This is a genomic window from Synechococcus sp. UW179A (genome assembly GCF_900473965.1).
Lineage (GTDB): Bacteria > Cyanobacteriota > Cyanobacteriia > PCC-6307 > Cyanobiaceae > Synechococcus_C.
In genome coordinates, this window is sequence record NZ_UCNJ01000012.1 from 187,513 (window position 1) to 206,358 (window position 18,846).

General features: G+C 50.8%; 19 protein-coding genes and 1 other RNA gene. 12 read left to right on the plus strand and 8 right to left on the minus strand.

Features of this window, described 5'->3' with window-relative positions; all coding sequences use genetic code 11:
* Positions 1 to 3 precede the first annotated feature (3 nt).
* From DXY31_RS05465 to nadA, 4 genes are read right to left on the minus strand one after another with little or no spacing between them, the layout of a single operon-like run.
* Complete coding sequence (locus DXY31_RS05465) at positions 4 to 1,713, minus strand: ATP-dependent DNA ligase (protein WP_114992794.1); 1,710 nt, start codon at positions 1,711 to 1,713, stop codon at positions 4 to 6.
* Between the two features lie 25 nt (positions 1,714 to 1,738).
* Positions 1,739 to 2,089, minus strand: a complete 351-nt coding sequence (locus tag DXY31_RS05470) for a DNA ligase (RefSeq protein ID WP_244279561.1) — start codon at positions 2,087 to 2,089, stop codon at positions 1,739 to 1,741.
* Between the two features lie 41 nt (positions 2,090 to 2,130).
* Complete coding sequence (locus DXY31_RS05475; RefSeq protein WP_114992795.1) at positions 2,131 to 3,108, minus strand: ligase-associated DNA damage response exonuclease; 978 nt, start codon at positions 3,106 to 3,108, stop codon at positions 2,131 to 2,133.
* A gap of 53 nt (positions 3,109 to 3,161) precedes the next feature.
* Positions 3,162 to 4,094, minus strand: coding sequence for a quinolinate synthase NadA (nadA, locus tag DXY31_RS05480; protein WP_114992796.1), 933 nt, complete (start codon positions 4,092 to 4,094; stop codon positions 3,162 to 3,164).
* Positions 4,095 to 4,157: 63 nt separating this feature from the next.
* Here nadA and DXY31_RS05485 point away from each other — a divergent pair, with 63 nt between their 5' ends.
* The 3 genes from DXY31_RS05485 to DXY31_RS05495 all read left to right on the plus strand — a co-directional run bounded on the left by DXY31_RS05485 (position 4,158) and on the right by DXY31_RS05495 (position 7,086).
* Positions 4,158 to 5,003, plus strand: coding sequence for a TIGR04168 family protein (locus DXY31_RS05485; protein ID WP_371639200.1), 846 nt, complete (start codon positions 4,158 to 4,160; stop codon positions 5,001 to 5,003).
* The gene (locus DXY31_RS05490; protein WP_114992797.1) at positions 4,997 to 6,091 is read left to right on the plus strand and encodes a hypothetical protein; all 1,095 of its coding nucleotides are present in this window, start codon (positions 4,997 to 4,999) and stop codon (positions 6,089 to 6,091) included. Before DXY31_RS05485 ends, DXY31_RS05490 begins: the two co-directional genes overlap by 7 nt.
* A 248-nt stretch (positions 6,092 to 6,339) precedes the next feature.
* Positions 6,340 to 7,086 (plus strand): glycoside hydrolase family 104 protein, encoded by a 747-nt coding sequence (locus tag DXY31_RS05495; protein ID WP_114992798.1) that lies wholly within the window; start codon positions 6,340 to 6,342, stop codon positions 7,084 to 7,086.
* Between the two features lie 15 nt (positions 7,087 to 7,101).
* Here the strand turns inward: DXY31_RS05495 and DXY31_RS05500 are convergent, their stop codons facing one another.
* Complete coding sequence (locus DXY31_RS05500; RefSeq protein WP_371639202.1) at positions 7,102 to 7,899, minus strand: TPM domain-containing protein; 798 nt, start codon at positions 7,897 to 7,899, stop codon at positions 7,102 to 7,104.
* 47 nt (positions 7,900 to 7,946) lie between these two features.
* Here DXY31_RS05500 and DXY31_RS05505 point away from each other — a divergent pair, with 47 nt between their 5' ends.
* A complete protein-coding gene (locus DXY31_RS05505) occupies positions 7,947 to 9,155 on the plus strand; it encodes an SAM-dependent methyltransferase (RefSeq protein WP_244279563.1) in 1,209 nt (402 codons plus the stop codon).
* Here DXY31_RS05505 and aroB read toward each other — a convergent pair whose 3' ends face one another.
* Positions 9,156 to 10,283 carry a 3-dehydroquinate synthase gene (aroB, locus tag DXY31_RS05510; protein WP_114992800.1) on the minus strand — a complete coding sequence of 376 codons (1,128 nt, stop codon included), beginning with the start codon at positions 10,281 to 10,283 and terminating at the stop codon, positions 9,156 to 9,158.
* A 77-nt stretch (positions 10,284 to 10,360) separates the two neighbouring features.
* Here aroB and DXY31_RS05515 point away from each other — a divergent pair, with 77 nt between their 5' ends.
* The 8 genes from DXY31_RS05515 to DXY31_RS16385 all read left to right on the plus strand — a co-directional run bounded on the left by DXY31_RS05515 (position 10,361) and on the right by DXY31_RS16385 (position 16,546).
* Positions 10,361 to 11,257, plus strand: a complete 897-nt coding sequence (locus tag DXY31_RS05515) for a carbohydrate ABC transporter permease (RefSeq protein ID WP_114992801.1) — start codon at positions 10,361 to 10,363, stop codon at positions 11,255 to 11,257.
* Between the two features lie 52 nt (positions 11,258 to 11,309).
* Positions 11,310 to 12,476 carry a 5-(carboxyamino)imidazole ribonucleotide synthase gene (locus DXY31_RS05520; RefSeq protein ID WP_114992802.1) on the plus strand — a complete coding sequence of 389 codons (1,167 nt, stop codon included), beginning with the start codon at positions 11,310 to 11,312 and terminating at the stop codon, positions 12,474 to 12,476.
* 1 nt (position 12,477) lies between these two features.
* Positions 12,478 to 12,661: non-coding RNA, 6S RNA (gene ssrS, locus DXY31_RS05525), on the plus strand.
* Between the two features lie 165 nt (positions 12,662 to 12,826).
* Positions 12,827 to 13,141, plus strand: a complete 315-nt coding sequence (locus DXY31_RS05530; RefSeq protein WP_114992803.1) for a hypothetical protein — start codon at positions 12,827 to 12,829, stop codon at positions 13,139 to 13,141.
* 59 nt (positions 13,142 to 13,200) lie between these two features.
* Entirely contained in the window at positions 13,201 to 13,650 is a 450-nt protein-coding gene (locus tag DXY31_RS05535; RefSeq protein WP_114992804.1) for a hypothetical protein, read from the plus strand.
* Between the two features lie 1,167 nt (positions 13,651 to 14,817).
* A complete protein-coding gene (locus DXY31_RS05540; RefSeq protein WP_114992805.1) occupies positions 14,818 to 15,171 on the plus strand; it encodes a Nif11-like leader peptide family RiPP precursor in 354 nt (117 codons plus the stop codon).
* Positions 15,172 to 15,974: 803 nt separating this feature from the next.
* Entirely contained in the window at positions 15,975 to 16,208 is a 234-nt protein-coding gene (locus DXY31_RS05545; protein ID WP_137024908.1) for a hypothetical protein, read from the plus strand.
* Positions 16,209 to 16,237: 29 nt separating this feature from the next.
* Positions 16,238 to 16,546, plus strand: a complete 309-nt coding sequence (locus tag DXY31_RS16385; RefSeq protein ID WP_170953573.1) for a hypothetical protein — start codon at positions 16,238 to 16,240, stop codon at positions 16,544 to 16,546.
* Between the two features lie 682 nt (positions 16,547 to 17,228).
* Here DXY31_RS16385 and DXY31_RS05550 read toward each other — a convergent pair.
* Both DXY31_RS05550 and DXY31_RS05555 read right to left on the minus strand, forming a co-directional pair.
* Positions 17,229 to 17,954 carry an alpha/beta fold hydrolase gene (locus DXY31_RS05550; RefSeq protein ID WP_114992807.1) on the minus strand — a complete coding sequence of 242 codons (726 nt, stop codon included), beginning with the start codon at positions 17,952 to 17,954 and terminating at the stop codon, positions 17,229 to 17,231.
* Between the two features lie 360 nt (positions 17,955 to 18,314).
* Entirely contained in the window at positions 18,315 to 18,665 is a 351-nt protein-coding gene (locus DXY31_RS05555) for a hypothetical protein (RefSeq protein WP_206749794.1), read from the minus strand.
* Positions 18,666 to 18,846 lie beyond the last annotated feature (181 nt).

Genomic DNA, 18,846 nt, shown 5'->3' on the forward strand with positions numbered 1-18,846 from the left:
GATTCACGTTGACTGCGTTCGGTTCACCAATTGATCGCAGAGCGTTTGAGCATCTTCGATGGTGTTGGCGTTGTCGGCCGTGCGGTCCCTCCGCCATCGCAGGATCCTGGGAAAACGAACCGCAAGTCCACACTTGTGACGCTTTGAGGCCTGAATGCCCTCAAATCCGATTTCGAAGACCAGTTCTGGGTCCACCGAACGGGTTGGACCGAAGCGTTCACGGGTGTGACCGCGGATCCATCGATCTAGTTCGAGGATTTCGGCATCGTTCAACCCGGAATAAGCCTTGGCAAACGTCACCAGCTGACGGGAGTTCGCTGGCTCTGATGGCCGGTCCCGGAGTGCAAAGGTGTAATCGGTGAACAGGTTGGCTCGGCGTCCGCGGCCAGCTTGTGCATAGATCAGCACCGCATCCAGGGTCATCGGATCGCGTTTGTGCTTCCACCAGTGTCCGCGCTTGCGACCACTCAGATAGGGGGACTCCAGATGCTTGAGCATCACCCCTTCGGCACCCTGCTCCACGGCCTCTTGGCGCAGTCGATCCAGCTGATCCCAACGTTCCAGTTGTTGTCCACTGCTGAGTCGGCAACGCCACCCCGCCGGTTTTGCGTCCATCAGTTGTTGAAGATCACTGAGTTGTTCCAGCCGCTCCTGCAGAGAGGTCGAGCGCAAATCTTTTCCGCCTCGTTCCAGCAGGTCATAGGCCACGAAACTGACCGGGCACTCAAGCCGTAGTTTGCGACAAACGCTTTTTCTGCCGAGTCGTCGTTGCAGATCACTGAAGGGTCTTGGTTGCTTTTCAAGCTCTGCCCAGCAGATCACTTCGCCATCAAGCACCGTGTCGGCGGGAATCGCTACCGCCATGTCAATCAGTTCCGGGAATTGCTCATTGATCAATTCTTCGCCACGACTCCAGAGATACGTTCCTGTTTCACGCTGAATCAGCTGGCCGCGGATGCCATCCCACTTGTGTTCCACCCACCATTCCGATGCCGATGTGGCCTCGAGCGTGTCCTGTTTCAGCGGACTGGCCAAAAAAAAGGGATAGGGCACTGGTCCTCTGTTGGTGCGTTCTGCATCGGCGATCGCGGTCAGGGTGCGAAACCATTGTTCTGTCGCAACCCCAGGGTTCATCAGTCGCTCCAGAACCAGGGCCTCCTCGAGCTGAAATCCTGATGCAATTGCCTTCACGACAAGTCCGCGGGCAACACCAATACGGAAGCCGCCTGTCAGCAGTTTGTTGAACAGAAAGAGGCGTTCACAAGGTAGTGACTCCCAGATCGCAAGCACAGTGTTGCTTTGTTGATCAGGTTCCATCGCTGCAATGGCAGGCAGCAGTTCTTCCATCCACCAGTGCATTGGTGGTGAGCTGCTGAGTTGATCAATCCAGGTCGTCACGGCTTGGTTGTGATTGCGAGCCGTTATGTCGTTTCTCAGTTGTGGCCAGAGCAGAGAGAGGGTTTCCGCTGAATCGCCGACATGGCTCTGACAGTCATCGAATAGCCAGTCAGGCATTGCACTCGCCTGCTGAAGAATCTCGCGCAGCCGGCGACCGGTGATCAATCGTTTGCGCCGTTCACCCATGAGCAGCAACACCGACCAGGCTGCGTCATGAGCATCGGCTCGCTGCAGATGTCCAGCGATCAGCTCAATCTTGCGTTTCGTTCCAGTGCTCTGATCCAGTTCCTCGATCAGAGCCGCGAAAGCATCCATGCCGAAAGGGGGCTCTGACGCGTGCTCAGTAATTCCAGAGATTGTCCTCATTGGGACCCGTCACCTGGACGTTGCAGCCGTTGATTCCGGCTGAAGCGCCGTTGAAAGCCTTCACGTAGCGGGTCGCTGATTCGGGTTCGCCGACTTCACTTAGGGCACGCTGAAGACGGGCGAGAGCGCTTCCGACCTGATCACGCGTGAGTGCTCCGTTCGCCAGACCTGTGCAGATGGCCTTCGCCGCTGTCGCACCATCAGCGGGGAACACCACGGTATTGATCTGCTCAATGGTGATCGTGGTTTGCTGGGAGAGCACTGGTGCTGCGGTTGCGCTGATCAAAACCATGAGGCCGGTCAATGCAGAGCTGCGGGTCGTCATGGTTACGGGACGGTGCGTCAGGAGTGGAAGTTGAGGTTAGTTCAGTTGAGCTGATCGAGTGGTTTGGCGTCGAGCCCATATCGCTCGCGCAGATAGCGTGCCAGCACATCGCTTTGACCATGGGTGACGTAAACCGTTTGGGCACCGCTATGAAGCACCGTTTGGATTAATCCTTGCCAGTCGGCATGGTCGCTGAGGACGAAACCTCGCTCATAGCCGCGACGACGACGCGCTCCTCGCACAGCCATCCATCCCGAGGCAAAGGCTGTTTGTGGTGACTTGAACCGTCGCATCCAGGCGGAACGATGGGCTGAGGGTGGTGCCAGGACCAGACGTCCTGCAAGAGAATCCTTGCGCGGCAGATCGCTCACGGGTCTGCTTGACGTCATTGCTACACCGGCCTCGCGGTAGTGGCGCGTGACAGTTTCTACGGCACCGTGCAGCAGCACTTCCTCCTCAACACCGATGGCATTCAGCTCTGCCAAGAGGCGCTGAGCTTTGCCGAATGAATAACAAAACAACAGTGAGGGACGTTCACGATCACCATGCCACCAGTCTCGGATTTGTGCTGCCACTCGTTTGCCCGACTCCCAGGCATAGATCGGCAACCCGAATGTGGCTTCAGTGATCAGCACGTCGCAGGGCACGACCTCAAAGGGTTCGCAGCTCGGGTCTGGGCAACGTTTGTAATCGCCGGTCACCACCCAAACCTGATCCTCGACAAGCAAGCGAATCTGAGCAGATCCCAGCACATGACCAGCGCTATGGAATGACAAACATGCCTGATTGAGCCAGAACTCATGGCGATAAGGCATGGAATGGAGCGTGATGTCTCGCCCTAAGCGTTGTCGCAGTACACCTTCACTGACATCCACAGCCCAGTATTCGCCGCAACCAGCCCTGGCGTGATCGGCATGGGCGTGAGTGATCAAGGCTCTCGATACGGGCCTTGAGGGATCGATCCAGGCGTCCGCTGCTCTGCAATACAGACCGCTGTCGGTTCGCTCGAGAACGTTCATCCAACAACTCTGGCAAGCCTGATCTGCTGCTGCGTCTTGGGTGTCTGGGTGCGTTACTTGCTCATTGCGAGCATTCGTCTGATCGGCGCTTCCGCTTTGGAACGAATCGATTCCTCCATGGTGATCTGCGGCGACAGTGTTTCAAGACAGTCGCGCAGTTTTTTGAGGCTGTTCATGCGCATGTAGGGACAGGCATTACAGCTGCAGCCATCGAGGCCGGGGACATCCAGCAATGTTTTCTCAGGGACCCGTTGCTTCATCTGGTGAAGGATCCCTGGCTCTGTGAGAACAATGAATGTGTTGGAGGCACTGGTTTCGGAGTGAACCAGAAGTTTGCTGGTGGATCCGATGAAATCGGCAAGATCCAGAAGGTTTTCCTGACATTCAGGATGGGCGATCACCTCAGCCTCTGGATATTCCAGTTTGAGTTTGAGAAGTGCTTCTTCACTGAAGGTTTCATGCACAAAACAGCGTCCAGGCCAAAGCGTGAGTTCGCGTCCGCTCTGACGTTCCACCCAACGTCCGAGATTGCGGTCAGGAGCAAAGAGCACGGGTTGTTGCTCTGGCAGCTGTTTCACCAGATCGACGGCATTGCTGCTGGTGCAGATCAAATCACTCTGGGCTTTCACGGCAGCCGTGCAATTGATGTAGCTCACCACCAGGTGATCCGGATGACGTTCGCGAAAGCTGGCGAATTCATCGGCTGGGCAGTCATCTGCCAGTGAACAGCCCGCATCAATATCGGGGAGCACCACTGTTTTTTCAGGACTGAGGATCTTGGCCGTCTCCGCCATGAAGTGCACCCCGCAGAACACGATCACATCGGCATCAGTGTTGGCAGCCTTCCTGGACAGCTCAAGCGAGTCACCGATGAAATCGGCGATGTCCTGAATTTCGGGCTCCTGGTAATAGTGCGCCAGGATCACGGCATTGCGTTCCTGGCGGAGCTGGTTGATCGCCGCGACGAGTGCGGTGTCAGAGCTCATCGGGGCCTTCTGGGGCAGGATGGGACCAGCCTAGAAGTCGTTCTGACATCACTCCGTGTTGCCATTGCCGGAGACCTCCATGGTGACTGGGGGAAAGGAGATGTGGATCTGATTGAGCAACTGCAACCTGATGCACTCCTTTTTGTGGGAGATCTCAGTGATGGAGATCTGCGTTTGGTCAAGAGCATCACCCAGCTGTCGCTGCCTGTGGCCGTCCTGCTTGGAAATCATGACCGTGGACGCGACAGAAGCGGTGGTCTGCTGCAACAGCAGATCACGATGCTGGGTGCCCGGCACTGTCCATGGAAATTGAGGGAATGGAGCGAGCCTGCGCTGGCGGTGGTTGGTGCCCGACCTTGTAGTGCAGGGGGTGGATTTCACCTCTCGCAGGCGGTGCAAGCGGTGTTCGGGCCAATCACGGAAACACAGTCGGCCGACTGGATTGTTGCTGCTGCCAACCGGGCTCCCGAGCACTGGCCCTTGGTCGTGCTGGCTCACTCCGGTCCGACCGGACTGGGATCAGCTGCGGACAGCCCGTGCGGCCGTGACTGGAAACAGCCCCATATCGACTGGGGAGATCGGGATCTGGCCATGGCTTTGGATCGCATGCAGCGAACCCGTCCTGCAGACCTTGTGGTGTTTGGCCACATGCACCATCAGCTCAAGGGACGACGCGGTGAACGGATCACGTTTTATCGGGATCGAAGAGGCACCTGCTTTGTGAATGCCGCATGCGTGCCAAGAGTTGGTGTGGATGAATCAGGTCAGCCTCTTCATCACCTCACCTGGGTCGAGTTCACAGGAATCGAACCTTCCTTAATCAGTCACCGTTGGTACCGCCCCAGTGGTGAACTGATCTATGAACAAACACTGCTTCGTGCTGCCATGACAGGGCAGGCGCCATGCTGATTTATGTCTGCGTGAGTACGCATGGCTATGGCCATGCCGCCCGTCAGGCCGCTGTTCTCATTCAGTTGCACCGACTCCGGCCCGATTGGCATTTGGTGATCAGTTCAAGCGTGGATGAGGTTTTCCTCGCTCTTGTGCTCCGTCATGTGCCGGTCGATAGAAGGTCAGTTCGCTGGGATGTGGGCATGCTGCAGGCCGATGCCCTGGGTGTGGATCAACAGGGAACCCTCCAAGCTCTTCAGAAACTCGAGAACGAGCTGCCAATGCTTGTGCAACGAGAGGTTGACTGGATTCGAGCCCAGGACAGCCAGTGTGTTGTTGTTGCTGATATTCCGCCTGCTGCCGCTGAGCTTGCCCGTCAGCTGGATGCAGCTCTGGTTTGGATGGGGAACTTTGGCTGGGATGAGATTTATGCACCCCTTGGTGGTGCATTTCTTGGCTGGGCCGATAGGGCCACATCGGCTTATCAATGCGGAGCGCTTCTGCTGCGCTGCCCTCTGTCGTTGCCCATGAAGTGGTCGCTGCCTGAGCAGGCGCTGGGACTTGTGTCAGCAGATCCAAAGCCGATTTCACTGGATCTGGAGCGGCGTCTTCGCGCTGATGCTCGAAAGAAAGTGCTGGTGGGTTTTGGTGGCCTTGGCTATTCCCTTCGACCTGACCTTTTCAAATGCTGGCCTCAACATCTGTTTCTGTTGCCTGCACCGAAGGATTCCAGGTTGTTCGAGCAGCTTGCTGGGATCACGAATGTTCTGCTCTTGCCTGAGTCGATCAGATTTCTGGATGTGATGCCGTTCTGTGATCGACTTCTCGGGAAGCCCGGATTCAGCAGTTTTTGTGAGGCGATGACCTGCGGTCTCGGACTTCACGTGGTGGAACGTCAGGGGTTTGCTGAGGCGTCAGTGCTGATGAACGGTTTGCGAACACATGCGGCCCACAAAATTCTCACTCGGCAATCCCTGGAGAAGGGTGACTGGAAGCTGGATCGGCCTCTGGAACCTGCTGCTGGTGCGCCCCTCAGAGTTGGTGGGGCCGCCCAAGCCGCTGAGGCGATTTGTTTGGTCGCAGCCAACACTGTTAAGCAAGGCTGATTTTTTTAATTAAGTCAGCTTATCTGCGCTTCAAAGCATTTCTGTCCCTGGACTTTTGCGCTTTGCTTGACAAGCGCAGCCACCGTGACGGTTATTCGCCTGTCACAGCCCCACTGTGATCGTTGGGATCGGTTCGACACAGTTTGCCCGTGTTTTGCAGCACTGGATTCGTTGAATCCATCGAATCAGGCAATGAATTCACTGCAACTGTGATTTCAGCGTTCTGCTCTGCCCCTTGATTGTTTCGTATGACTTCCCTTGCTCTCACCGCCTGTCGTTGCATCCCAGGCGCTGTTGCAAGTGTTGTTCCACTGCTCACCATTCTCCCTGCTCCTGAGGCACGTGCAGCTCTTCCTGCATTGCAAAGTTCCCGTTCCAGGTTGGTGATGCTTGAAGAAGATGCCAAGACTTCGGCTCTCCCTTACGTCATTACTCCTGAGCGTCGAGCGATGCTCAACACCATTCGTTTCGCAGAGGGCACCTGGAAGGGTGGTCACGATCTCGGATATCGCGTCATGTTCGGTGGTGGTCTGATGCCATCCATGGATCGCCACCCCAACCGTGTGATCTATTCTTCCCGTTATGCAAGTGCTGCTGCTGGTGCTTACCAGTTCATGCCATTCACTTGGGATATGGTCAAACGTCGTCTTGGCGTGAGAGGGTTTGGTCCCGAAGTACAGGACCAGGGAGCGCTTTTTCTCATTCAAAGACGGAAAGCACTCAAGTTGACTGATAGCGGTGTTATGAGTCCATACCTTGCTGCGAAGTTGGCACCCGAGTGGGCTTCCTTTCCCACTTTGCGTGGAAGAAGTTATTACGGACAACCCGTGAAGCGATTTGCAAATCTACAGGGATTTTTCAATGTGAATCTTGCTCAATTGCGCAAGATTCGTGATGAGCGTCGCTCAGCCCTTTCGGCACAGAGATCAGGTCAATCCAAGTCTGGTGTGCTCTCTGATTGCTTAGGACCGGCCTTCTCATGCGAGATGCCCTGAAGCATCCCGCATGACTCAGCTCTCTTGGTTGGATTCGTTCAACTTTCGTCCGACAGTCGCCCCGGCGATTAGATAAGCACCGATTCCTCCAGCCATGAATCCCATGCCGTTGCGTATCAGCGGCAGGAACTCGCTTGTTCGTGTCACCACGGGGGCAACCCCGAACACACCGAAAAGCATGACCCACAGTGGCGACAGTAATAACAGCCAGCCCCAAGCAATTCGCTCACCTTCTTTGCGTGGATAGGCTGCGAAGCCTGCAATCAATCCACCGAGGATTGAGGTGCTAAGCGTCCAGAGCCACTGTTCCGTTGGAAGGCCCGGTACAACCTGGCATCCGCCTCGATCCAAGCAGAGTTCCACCGCATCCAGTGCCGCCAGGATGGCGCCGTCCTCTCCGTGATCCTTCACATAAAACTGATTGCCATAGCGGGTCTGTAATTCAACCCACCAGGTGCGTGGCATCAGCGCAAACAGAGCATCGCCCACATTGAAGTTGAGCAGATTGCCCCCACGCGGATCCGCCACCAGCAGCAGGCTGCGCTCGTCCAGTCCCCAGAAATCCTTCACGGCTAGACCAGGTGTTCGCTCGTATTGCGTCAGCACTCTCAGCTTCCAGCCGCTGCGTTGTTCAAAGGCGTCGAGAGAAGTTTCCAGTGACTGGCGCTGTGTTTGGCTCAGAGCCTTGGCGAGGTCAATCACCGGTGTCGGATGGTCTGGGAGCAGATCGGGATTGTCGATTGCCCCGGCGGGCGCGGCGAACATCACCAGCAGCACCGACAGGCTCAGTAGGGCCTTCAGGCCACGCATCATTGCTTGAACACCCATGATTTAAAGCGAGTGCACGCCATTCTCACCACATGAAGGCCTTAGATGTGCCCTGTCCCGAATGGCTACGGGAGCGACTGCAACAGCATGGCCAGCGGGTGCCCTTCTCCACCTTCATGGAATGGGCCCTGCATGACCCTGATCACGGCGCCTATGGCAGTGGTCAACTGCATGTGGGCACGACTGGTGATTTCGTCACCTCTCCATCCCTCAGTGAGGATTTCTCAAGCCTGTTGATTCATCAGCTGATCGAATGGCTGGAGTTGCTGGGCGTTCGCCATCCAGAAGGCCGGCTCTCAATCGTGGATGTGGGGCCTGGTGAGGGTGATCTCATCGCTCAGTTGATCCCCCTTCTCCAAGTTTCCGCAGCTGAATGGCTGCCGCGTCTGGAGTGTGTTCTTGTCGAAATCAACCCTGGGATGCAGCAGCGCCAGAGAGCGCGGCTCGAGTCAGTGGGTCAGATTCCCTGCCGCTGGGTCTCATTGCAGGAGCTCGCCGCTGAACCGGTCAACGGCATCATGATTGCTCATGAACTGCTTGATGCTCTGCCGGTCGAGCGTCTCATTTTGAAAGGAGGATCACTTCGGCGGCAGATGGTCACTCTTCAGGCCTCTGGTGCATCGAAGGCTCTGCTCCGATGGGACGACGATCCCTTGCCTGTGCCAATGCAGGCTCAAATCCAGGAGTGTGCGGATCGTGATGCTTTCGAGCTTCCGCCAAGGGGAGCGTTGGATGGATGGGCCACGGAATGGCATCACTCCGTGCAGCCCTGGATGAAGCAGGCCTGTGCAGCCATGACCGATGGTCTGTTGTTGGTGGTGGACTACGCCTTGGAGTCAAGCCGGTATTACAACTCGCGGCGAGCTGATGGAACGCTGGTGGCCTACAAACGCCAACAGGCATCCTCTGATGTTCTGCGTGATGCGGGTTCTCAAGACATCACCGCTCACCTGTGCATCGAATCATTCGTGGGAGCAGCTTCAGAGGCTGGCTGGAATTTTGCCGGCCAGTGCCGTCAAGGAGAAGCGCTGCTTGCGTTGGGTCTGGCAGCGCGGCTGACAGCGTTGCAGCAGATGCCTGCTGATCAGCTGGCGGAAGCATTGCGTCGAAGGGAAGCTCTGCTGAGACTTGTAGACCCCAGTTGTCTCGGGGAGCTGCGTTGGTTCGCCTTTCTTCGCAACGCACCAACTGCAGTAAGCAATGAACTACTCGACAGTCGTTTCCTGCGGGAACCGACCTAATCAGGCGAGGGATTCAAGGCAACGACTGACATCCTCGTCGCTGATTTCGTCACTGATGATCACGTTGCCGATCCGGGTCGGCAGGACGAAACGCAGTCGCCCGTGTCGAACCTTTTTATCGCCTTGCAAGGTCCGCAGTGCTGCCTCCCGATCAAGGGTTGGCCAGGCCACAGGTAAACCGGCTTTCTTGATGAGTTTCAGCTGGCGCTGTTGATCAGCTTCGCTCCAGAGACCTTTCTGGACGGCGAGGCGCCCAACTGCCGCCATGCCAATCGCCACGGCTTCGCCATGCAGCCACGTTCCGTATCCGGTGAGGGTCTCAACCACATGACCGAAGGTGTGCCCGTAATTAAGGATTGCGCGGCGGCCTCCCTCCTTTTCATCGTCAGCGACCACCAATGCCTTGGCTTCCGCTGAGAGCACAAGAATGTCATGAAGCAACGTCGGATCCATTGCTGTGGGATCAGAGAGGTCTGAGGCCTCCTCCAGACGTCTGAACAGGCCAGGGTCTCCAATCACCCCGTATTTGATCACTTCGGCCATGCCAGCCCGGAATTCCCTCACAGGAAGCGTGTTGAGTGTCAAAGGATCGATGACAACCAGGCGCGGCTGGTGGAAGGCTCCGATCAGATTCTTCCCCTTCGGATGGTTCACACCGGTCTTGCCACCGATGGAGGCATCCACCATGGACAGAAGAGTGGTCGGAACCTGGACGATGCCGATACCGCGCAGCCAGCATGCCGCCGCAAAGCCCGTCATGTCACCGACAACGCCACCTCCAAGCGCCAGCATTAGGGAGGTGCGCTCAAGACCCTCCTGTTGAGCCTTGTCGAGGATCAAACTCAGTGTTTGGAGTGTTTTTCGTTCCTCGCCCGCATCGATTTCCAGCAGCACCGGGTTGAATCCTGCAGCTTTGAGTCCATTCAGGCAGATGTCGCCGTAAGGTCCGGCGACATCAGGGTTGCTCACTACAAGAATTTTGGTCCCTGACCGAATCGGCAAATCGGCCAGTGCAGCGCCGATCGCTCCCACCATCGAACAGCCGATGATCACGTCGTAGGGATTGTGCTCAAGGGACACCGTGATCCTTGTGTGTTCCTGCAAGTCAGCTGCCTGCGCTGTGCTCATGGGCCGATGCTGCGGTTGCGATCCGCGGGCGATTGGATCGACTGACCCTATCCTCAGCCGCAGGCTGATCGAGTTCGATGAACCCTGTCTCCAGGCCAGACCGGCGAACAAGCCTCACCGCTTGGGCTTTTCTTGCGCCAGCGCTCATGCTGTTGAGTCTTTCTGTGCTCATTCCAGCCGCCATGGCTCTGGTGATCAGCTTCACGCAGACAGGGCTAGATGTTTCAGAGCCACTGCGGTTCATCGGCCTGGCCAACCTGCGCAGGCTTGCTGGTGATCCGATGTTTTATCGCGTACTGGGCACCACCCTCGTTTATCTCGTAGGTGTGGTGCCTCCAATCGTGATTGGTGCTTTGATCTTGGCCGTGCTCGTCAATCGGGTTCTGCCTGGGATCCATTGGCTAAGAGCTGCGTTCTACACACCTGTGTTGGTTTCGATCGTTGTCGCAGCCATTGCCTTCCGTTGGCTTTATGCAGAGAACGGCTTGATCAATGGCTGGCTCGAAGCCTTGATCGGATCCGGTTTCATTCCCATCGAATTTCTGACCAACCCTTTGCTGGCACTGCCTTCCGTGATGCTTGTGACCCTTTGGAAAGGCTTGGGGTATTACATGGTGATTTTTCTCGGTGGCCTTCAGGGAATTTCCAAGGAGCTCTACGAGGCTGCCGAATTGGACGGCAGTGAGGGCTGGAGGAAACATCTCGATATCACCCTTCCTCTGCTGCGTCCCTACGTGACTCTGGTGGCAGTGATGTCAGCCATCGCTGCCACAAAGGTTTTCGAGGAAGTGTTTCTGATGACGCAGGGAGGACCTGCCGACTCAACCAGAACCCTCGTTTATTACGTGTATGACCAGGCTTTTGCAGAACTTGAGATCAGCTATGCCTGCACCGTTGGTCTTGCCCTGTTCCTGATTGTTTTGCTGCTGACGGCGATTAGGTTTGCTTTCGGCGAGGAACGTTCACTGATTTAGACCACTCCTTTGAGGGTCGGATGGCAAGCTTCAGTGAAGGACATCAGTGGCCATGGCCAGCGCTGCCGGAACAATTGGAGTTGTTGGGGGTGGTCAGCTCGCACTGATGCTGTGTGAAGCAGCAAAGACACGGAATGTTGATGTGATCGTGCAAAGTGCGTCTGACCAGGATCCGGCGATGGCTGTCGCTCAGGGGCAAGTCTTGGGTGCAGCCTCAGATGCTGCCGCAACTGCGGAATTATTGAAGCGCTGCCAACACATCACTTTTGAGAATGAGTGGATCCCTGTTGAAGCGTTGCGAGCTTTGGATAGTGATGGAGTGCTGTTTTCCCCTTCCCTCGACAGTCTGCTGCCGTTGGTGAACAAGCTGTCTCAACGCCGAATGCTGGATGATTTAGCGATTCCAAGTCCGGCTTGGGTTGCTCTGGATGAGATCAACACCGACTCGCCGGCTCTCCCTTCTGGCTGGACGTTTCCAGTGATGGCCAAAGCGGCTCATGGCGGTTACGACGGCAAGGGGACCTGTGTGGTCAGCGATCTCAAGTCTCTTCAGGATCTGTTGAGCAGCGTGTCAGTTGAGGATTGGCTACTGGAAGCCTGGGTCACTTACGAACGTGAACTGGCGCTGGTCGTCAGTCGCGATCAGCACGGACGAATCCGTAGCCTTCCACTGGTGGAAACGCATCAGAAGAATCAGGTGTGTGACTGGGTTCTTGCTCCTGCACAGTCGGAGCAGTTGTTGGAAGCCACTGCATACAACATTGCTGCATCCCTGCTCACAAGCCTCAATTACGTGGGAGTGATGGCTCTTGAATTCTTTTATGGCCCAGCAGGTTTGATGGTGAACGAAATTGCGCCACGCACGCACAACTCTGGCCATTTCTCCATTGAAGCGTGCAGCAGTAGTCAATTCGATCAGCAGCTCTGCATTACAGGAGAGCTGCCAGTGCCGGCATCAGATCTTGTGGTGCCAGGTGCGCTCATGGTGAATCTTCTTGGTTTGTCTTCTGAGGGCAGCGAACCGCTGCAATCCAGGCTCGCTGCTCTGGAGGCCATTCCCAGGTCCCACCTGCATTGGTATGGCAAGCAGGAAGTGCCTGGAAGGAAGGTTGGACATGTGACTGTGCTGCTTAAGCAAGCCGAATCCGATGCTCGTGGCCAGGAAGCTCAAAGCCTTCTGAAGCAAATCCGTGAGGTCTGGCCGAATCCCTTACATTGACACCGGACTGCCTGGTTGGTGACAGCCTTTTTCTAGTGCTCTGATCTGACTCTCTTTCGACTTGGGGCGACTGTCGTGAAGGCGCCGTAGACCGGCCTTGTAGCCGGAAACGAATCCTCACTTTGTTGCCCCTTCTGGTAAATCCAGGTCGAACACTGGGGCTCGCACGGTCAGGTGGTCCACCCCAAAACAGCATGGGTTTTCAGCGAACCGAACACTAGGGTTGAACCTAAAAGTTGAACCCACATATTTGGTCATGCTAAGTATTCCTGAGTGCTTGATTAGGAGCTATTGAGCCAGGTGAGTTCGAGAACGAACCCAAAAGGCGAAAGCTTTGGTTCGGGTCAACCATGGTCAGGCTCGGGAAACAGGTTGCCGTCTTCATCCAACACTTCCACGACATTCACGACCTTGAGGTATGGGGTCTGAAAGTCCTCCTCATCGACGACTTCAAACTTCAAAGAGGCCTGGAATTTATTATTGCCAAAGTCGATGGTCAATTGATCTGTCAATATGATTGGCTAGATGAACTAGCGTTAGTTGCTCAGTTTGAAAGAATCTATGGAAATGAAATTGATTTGAATATTACCTACGCAGTAGGTGATGGCAATGACATTGGCCTTTATACTGACCCTCAGACTCTTTCAGGTATGAACTTTTGGTAGATGTGATCAACTGCACTTGATCGGGATTGTACTTAGATCATGCTTCCTTTTTTTAGTCAATGAAACTGCCAACCCTCCTCGGTTCTCTGCTCCTCTCAGCATCGTCTGCCATTGCTGATGACTTTCTTTATTTGAGGTGCAAGCTGTCAGTTGATATGGTTATTACTAATCCAGCAACATCCGAAACAGTTGAAGATAGAACAATGGAAGACATATCAACTCTTAAAATAAACTTTGCGAAGAAAACAATTCTCGACTCTCGCTCTGAAGGAACACTTGATATTGCCATTCAAGATAAAATTTTGACAATACCTCAGAGAATTGATGACAAAAAATTGAAGTTAATTGATATAGGCAAGATTAAATTAACTCCACCTTATCTTATGTCTGGTAAAGGAACAGCAATATACAAATCTAAGAATCAAACATCGACTTACAGCTACGAAGGTCTGTGCAAAGAGGTTGATGCATCAGTTTTTGAGAAGGCTTTGAAAGAGTCTGAGAGTTGAAGCATCGTGCTTTGAGTCTGCCAGTCACCTGATGCGACTACTGACAGGGTGGATCTATAGCTCCAATGGGTGATCTGTCTGCGTTCTCACACTGCAAGGGTGTTGGAGCAGTCTGATTAACCTTGAACCATCAGCAAGTCGACCAGGCGTACAGGAGAGACCTTGAGTCAGCGTCATCACTTGATCTGATCAGGCAACATAACGGCAATTGAGGAAGTGTTGATTGTCTAGTCATTGCATCTGGCTGCCTGTATTAGGCAGTCCTTGCGCTGTTCTCTGTATTAAGTGGTGGTTGGCTTTCCTCTATACATAAGTCGTTGCTTCCTCTGTACAGTGGTGGTTGGATTGTTTTCCTTAATTAAAGTGTGGTAGGCAAAAGCTACAATGTTTAATTGCTTGATGCAGTGCTTTGTGGTGCTTCCTTCCGCCTCTACATCAGTCATTGTTCAGCGATACCTTGGGCTCTCCACAAGACCCTGCGAAGCAATGTCTAGGGTAGAAGCAACACTTAAGAACTCTTGTAGGCCCATCTTGGCACTTCTCAGAGCGCGAGCGAGGAGTATAACTATGTAATGTTGTAACGCGGCTTATCTTGTTAAATCACTTCAGCACTTTATGGGCGGTTCCGTCACCGTCATACTTATCTGTATTGTAGAAACCACCCCTTGTACCGAAGTACAGGGTGACTAACACGAATGGAATAGAAACATACAAAAGAACTGTGGATAAAGTCATTTTTGATCTGAAAAACCCAGTTTGATGTCTCTATGCTAGATGCAAGTCCGTTCAATGTCAGGCTCTACTGCCAGTTGAGTTTCATGTGATCGCTACTTCACAGTCGCTCATAGAGTGATCGGAGTAGTCATGGCAGCGAAGGCCCATGAATCGGGTTGTCTTTCAGTCTCCATTGCGGCTGCAGTCCATAACGATTGTTCTTAACTGATATTGAATTTTGTAATTGTTCAAAAGATAGAGTCCAGTCAAAGTGACCTTCTAATTTCGGACCTTTTGCTAACTCGAAAAACCAAGAAAAATACACGGCGATCATAAGTGATACTATTTGCTTAATTAGGCTTACAAGAGTGAGCTACTATTTGAAATCAAGCGAACTAATCTTACAAATAGAACTTTTAGAGTATTGTTTAATCTTTTTGTTCGGCAAGTTGAATGATTAATAGTTTTTGCTGTTTACCATTCCTTGTCAGTTTTGGTCAAAAGCGAAATTGTAAACATCAATTCATTAGGTCAGCCCAGGAAGACCTCTTGAATCTAGTCTTTATCAATCCTGAATTCAGGAAATCCATTACTGAAGCTACAACTCCGGAAGATGCCGTAAGGCTTGCTGCAGACTTTGGTATTAAAATTACTGTAGAGGATCTACTTTCAGCATTCCAATCCAAGATGTCAGAACTTTCCTCGGAGGAGCTAGAAGCGGTATCTGGAGGTCAAAAGCAAGGCAACACTCATGCACATACAAGATGTGAAATTGATTGTGGCCAGGATCCCCCAGATGATAAATAGTCTTATCAGTCACTTCAAGCCTCGTTAATAGCGAGGCTTTTTTTGTAGGCTGGAATTATTTAGACGCGCTTTTTGTATCTAATTTTCACGGACTCAGACCAGACAATGCGATTAGACGGTGTTGTTGTGGCAAAGCAAAGCTCAAGGTTTTGTTAGGGACTACGCGGTTGTTAGCATTAATAAATTATCGAAGAATTAGTATTTCAACTTGGCATCCCAACTCAAAAGACTTCTTAAATATAATCTCGATTGATCCTGAACTAGGGTATCTATTGCAGCACCTATGTCACCGGAAAAGCAACCAGTGATCAATCTTTTTTAGTTTATTCCTCTCAGTATCATCAGCTATGGCTGATGACTATTTCTATGTTGAATTTAAAATAAATGGGCTATTTCGATGAAGATCTTGAATTAAACAATCGCAGAAAGTTTTGGCGTTGCTGAAATATAGTATTTTGGAGGCGGTGTTTGCAATTAGTTGAATGATGTCTTCGATGAGGTGTGAATAGGATTAAGTTAAGGTGGTTCAATAATCGACTGTTGAAGTGCAGGAGGAGGTTCATGGAAACAATGTAAGTTTTGCCTCCAGTGATTTCATTCAGCCAAATATTCTTTACCTAACTGCAGGGTATTTTCTCATTCAAGATGATGTTTATTCCTATTCACTTTAGGTACATGGTCTATGCATAGAGTTGATTTACCAGTATTTGAGAAAATCTGGTGTCTTCCTGAGAGCTAATGTTCTGAGCCTTTGTTTTTCATTCCCCTAAAGGAGCTAGAGATAACCCTGAAATTTGGTCCTAATGGGGGATGTGCTTTTTTCTTGGGCTTGCGATGGTAAAGCAGCACTGAGGGCATCTGTGAAACCACAAGAGATTGACGCGATGTATTGGAAGTATCTGCAAGGAATTAGCTACCACCACTTTAAGGGTTATCTAAGGCAATTAGATGCTGAAGAGTATTTTTCTGATCTCTATCCAGGTGTCTTGAAGAAGCTAGAAGCCTGTGCTGCTATTCGTGTGTGTGAGGATGAATAATGAAAGTGTTACTTGTTTTTTTATCTATCATGGCATCACCTCTTTCAGCTAGTGCTAGTGAATGGATCACATTTGATAAGGCAACAGACACCGCTTATTATCAGGTGCGGCATGAAAGAAGGATTGAAAATATTTCATATATAGAAACCAGGCTTATCACTAACGGTCATCATATTTCGATAGCTGACAGTGATTATCAGGCTAATTGTAAAGATGGCATTGTAATTGGTAAGTACGGAAAAAATCATTTAGATGCTTATGGAACATGGATATCAACTGAAACAGGTAGACCTTCTTCGATCTATATTCAAAAACTCTATGATTTTGCTTGCGAATGAATAGGATCCATGAATGCATGTTTCCATTATTCCATGATTGAAGCAGCGACAATCTTTTTATGCACTGATCCTTAAGCTGTTTTCTATAATTTAAAAAATTAGGTCATTTCTTTTCATCATGTGCTGTTCTTCTGGTGGTGTTAAGACTTGGCATTAGCATCTATAGGATGAGCGTTAGTTTGGTCGGCGGGGAGTTTTAAGGAAGATAAGATGACTTTTTCTTTCCACACTCATTCGCTGACCATAACGGTTCCTCCACTTTGTATTCGCACTGCCCCCTTTTTTAGACAGCTTATTGTGAGTAATTCTTTTTGGATTAATGGTAGCTAGGAGTGTTTTTACTTCATCACCACTACATTGCTTTCTTTACTTCTTTGACTCATCAATCCAGATTAGGCAGATCAGTTCTTTCCTGCTTGAGTAGCTCTATGTAGAGGTGACGAAGTGCTTAGTTATATTGTCTCTTTTCAATGAGTATAAACTGAGGATAAGCGTTATCTGCTTGCGCTTAAATGACCTTTTCTTTACCAATGTTGTAGATTTTTTCAGTGTTTTGTCAGTTTGCGGCAATATTTGCTGCATAACATGATTGCAATATTCTGAGGCACTATGTTGATTTTGTTTTTTGCATGGACTACATTTTCCTAGATACTCATGTGTGAAGTTATGAAGGTTTGTACAATTAACTGAGGTTTGAATCTAGCCACTGTTTTACTATTTCGGATGTTGCTTGCGGCTTTTCCCAGATTAAGTTATGACCACACGATTCAAGGATTGTAGTTTGACACTGTGTTTGTTCTTGTAGGTGCTTAAACTGTTCATACGGTTTTATTAATCTATCTTCAGCCCCTGCTATTGCAAATATTGGACATTGGATATTACGGATATTTTTATGGACGTTTGGGTTGTCAAGTATGGCTTTTATTTGCCTTAGAAAGGTCTCGTGACCTATTCGGTTAGCCATTGCCATCCATCGGTTAGTCATGACATCCCTTTTCTGTTTATTTGTAAATCCCTCTGCTACCATTGATCTCAGAGAACACAACGTTCTCCCAGATTTCAGATCTTTGTAGAGAGTATGAATAACTTCTAGATACTGAGGAGGTGCTTCGGACCAAGATGAAATCAATACCAAGCCTTTGACTTGGGAACCGATCCTGCTTGCTACTTCCTGTGCGACCCATCCACCCATCGAAAAACCAACCAAAAGAAGATCTGAGTCAGAATATTGCTTCACAACTTTACTGGTCATTTCTTCTAACGATGTTTCTAAAGTGAATATATCGCACTTTGTACGACTGAGTTTGGGATATTCGTTGAGGGCAAGATTTAATTCCAGCATTGAGTCGAGATCGCAACCAAATCCAGGTAGTAGCACTGCTAATAATTTGGAGTTATGGAGTGTCATCTTGATTAAATCTTTGTTTTTTTGAATTGGTGAACTTGTTTTTCCGAACGTTGGATGTAGATCTTGCTTTGTTGACGACCTGTTTCAGGTACTCAAGTTCCATCCATTCCTAGCAGTTACCTAAATCTAAACCAAGTCTGCTGAACAGTTTTTTCTGTTTTTGCGATCAAGCTCAAAACATTATATTTGAATGCAAGTGCTAGTTGTAAATATTACTTAAGTTTTTTGGTCAAAACCCTTTGTGTTTTAATTAATTTTATGGCATCTGATTTGTTAATGCGTTTTTATTATTTCCAGTTTAAGTTTCTTTTATATCAAGCATTTTCCGATTTGTTTGGATATTCGAAATTCAGTTTCTCATTATTCAGCACAATCTGAGGAAAGGCGTTGGGTCTCTAATTCTTCTCGCTTGGCCTCCCATAAATCAGCGCGGTTGGACCATTCATTTTGAAACTGTTTGCTATTTTGGCTTCTCAGTTTACATCTTATATATTCAAATCGTCTACGTCCTGCTGCTCCGCCAATCCAGGATTGACTTTCATGTCCACAACTCGCGTTGATATACTCTTTTCGGGCTTTTTTATAATCCTCTTGCTCTGCAGAATTAATATTTTCCAAGGTTACTGTAAAGATGTCGCAATTGGCGTGGACTAAGGTGTGTGTTTCTAAGGCAGTTACCAGCATTAGAAGATAAAGAGTTTGGATTTTCATGTTGGTGGCTGCTTTCATCATTCCCATACCAGGTTGCCTAAGTGACGGTCCATCCGCATTGCTTTAGCAAAAACAAAACGTCACTTTATCCTTCTTCTCCTTGAATCGGTGTGTCAGGTTCATGTTAAGTTGATTGACTCGTGGTCTTTTTTGTGAACTGCAGAGTGCAAATTTGTACTAT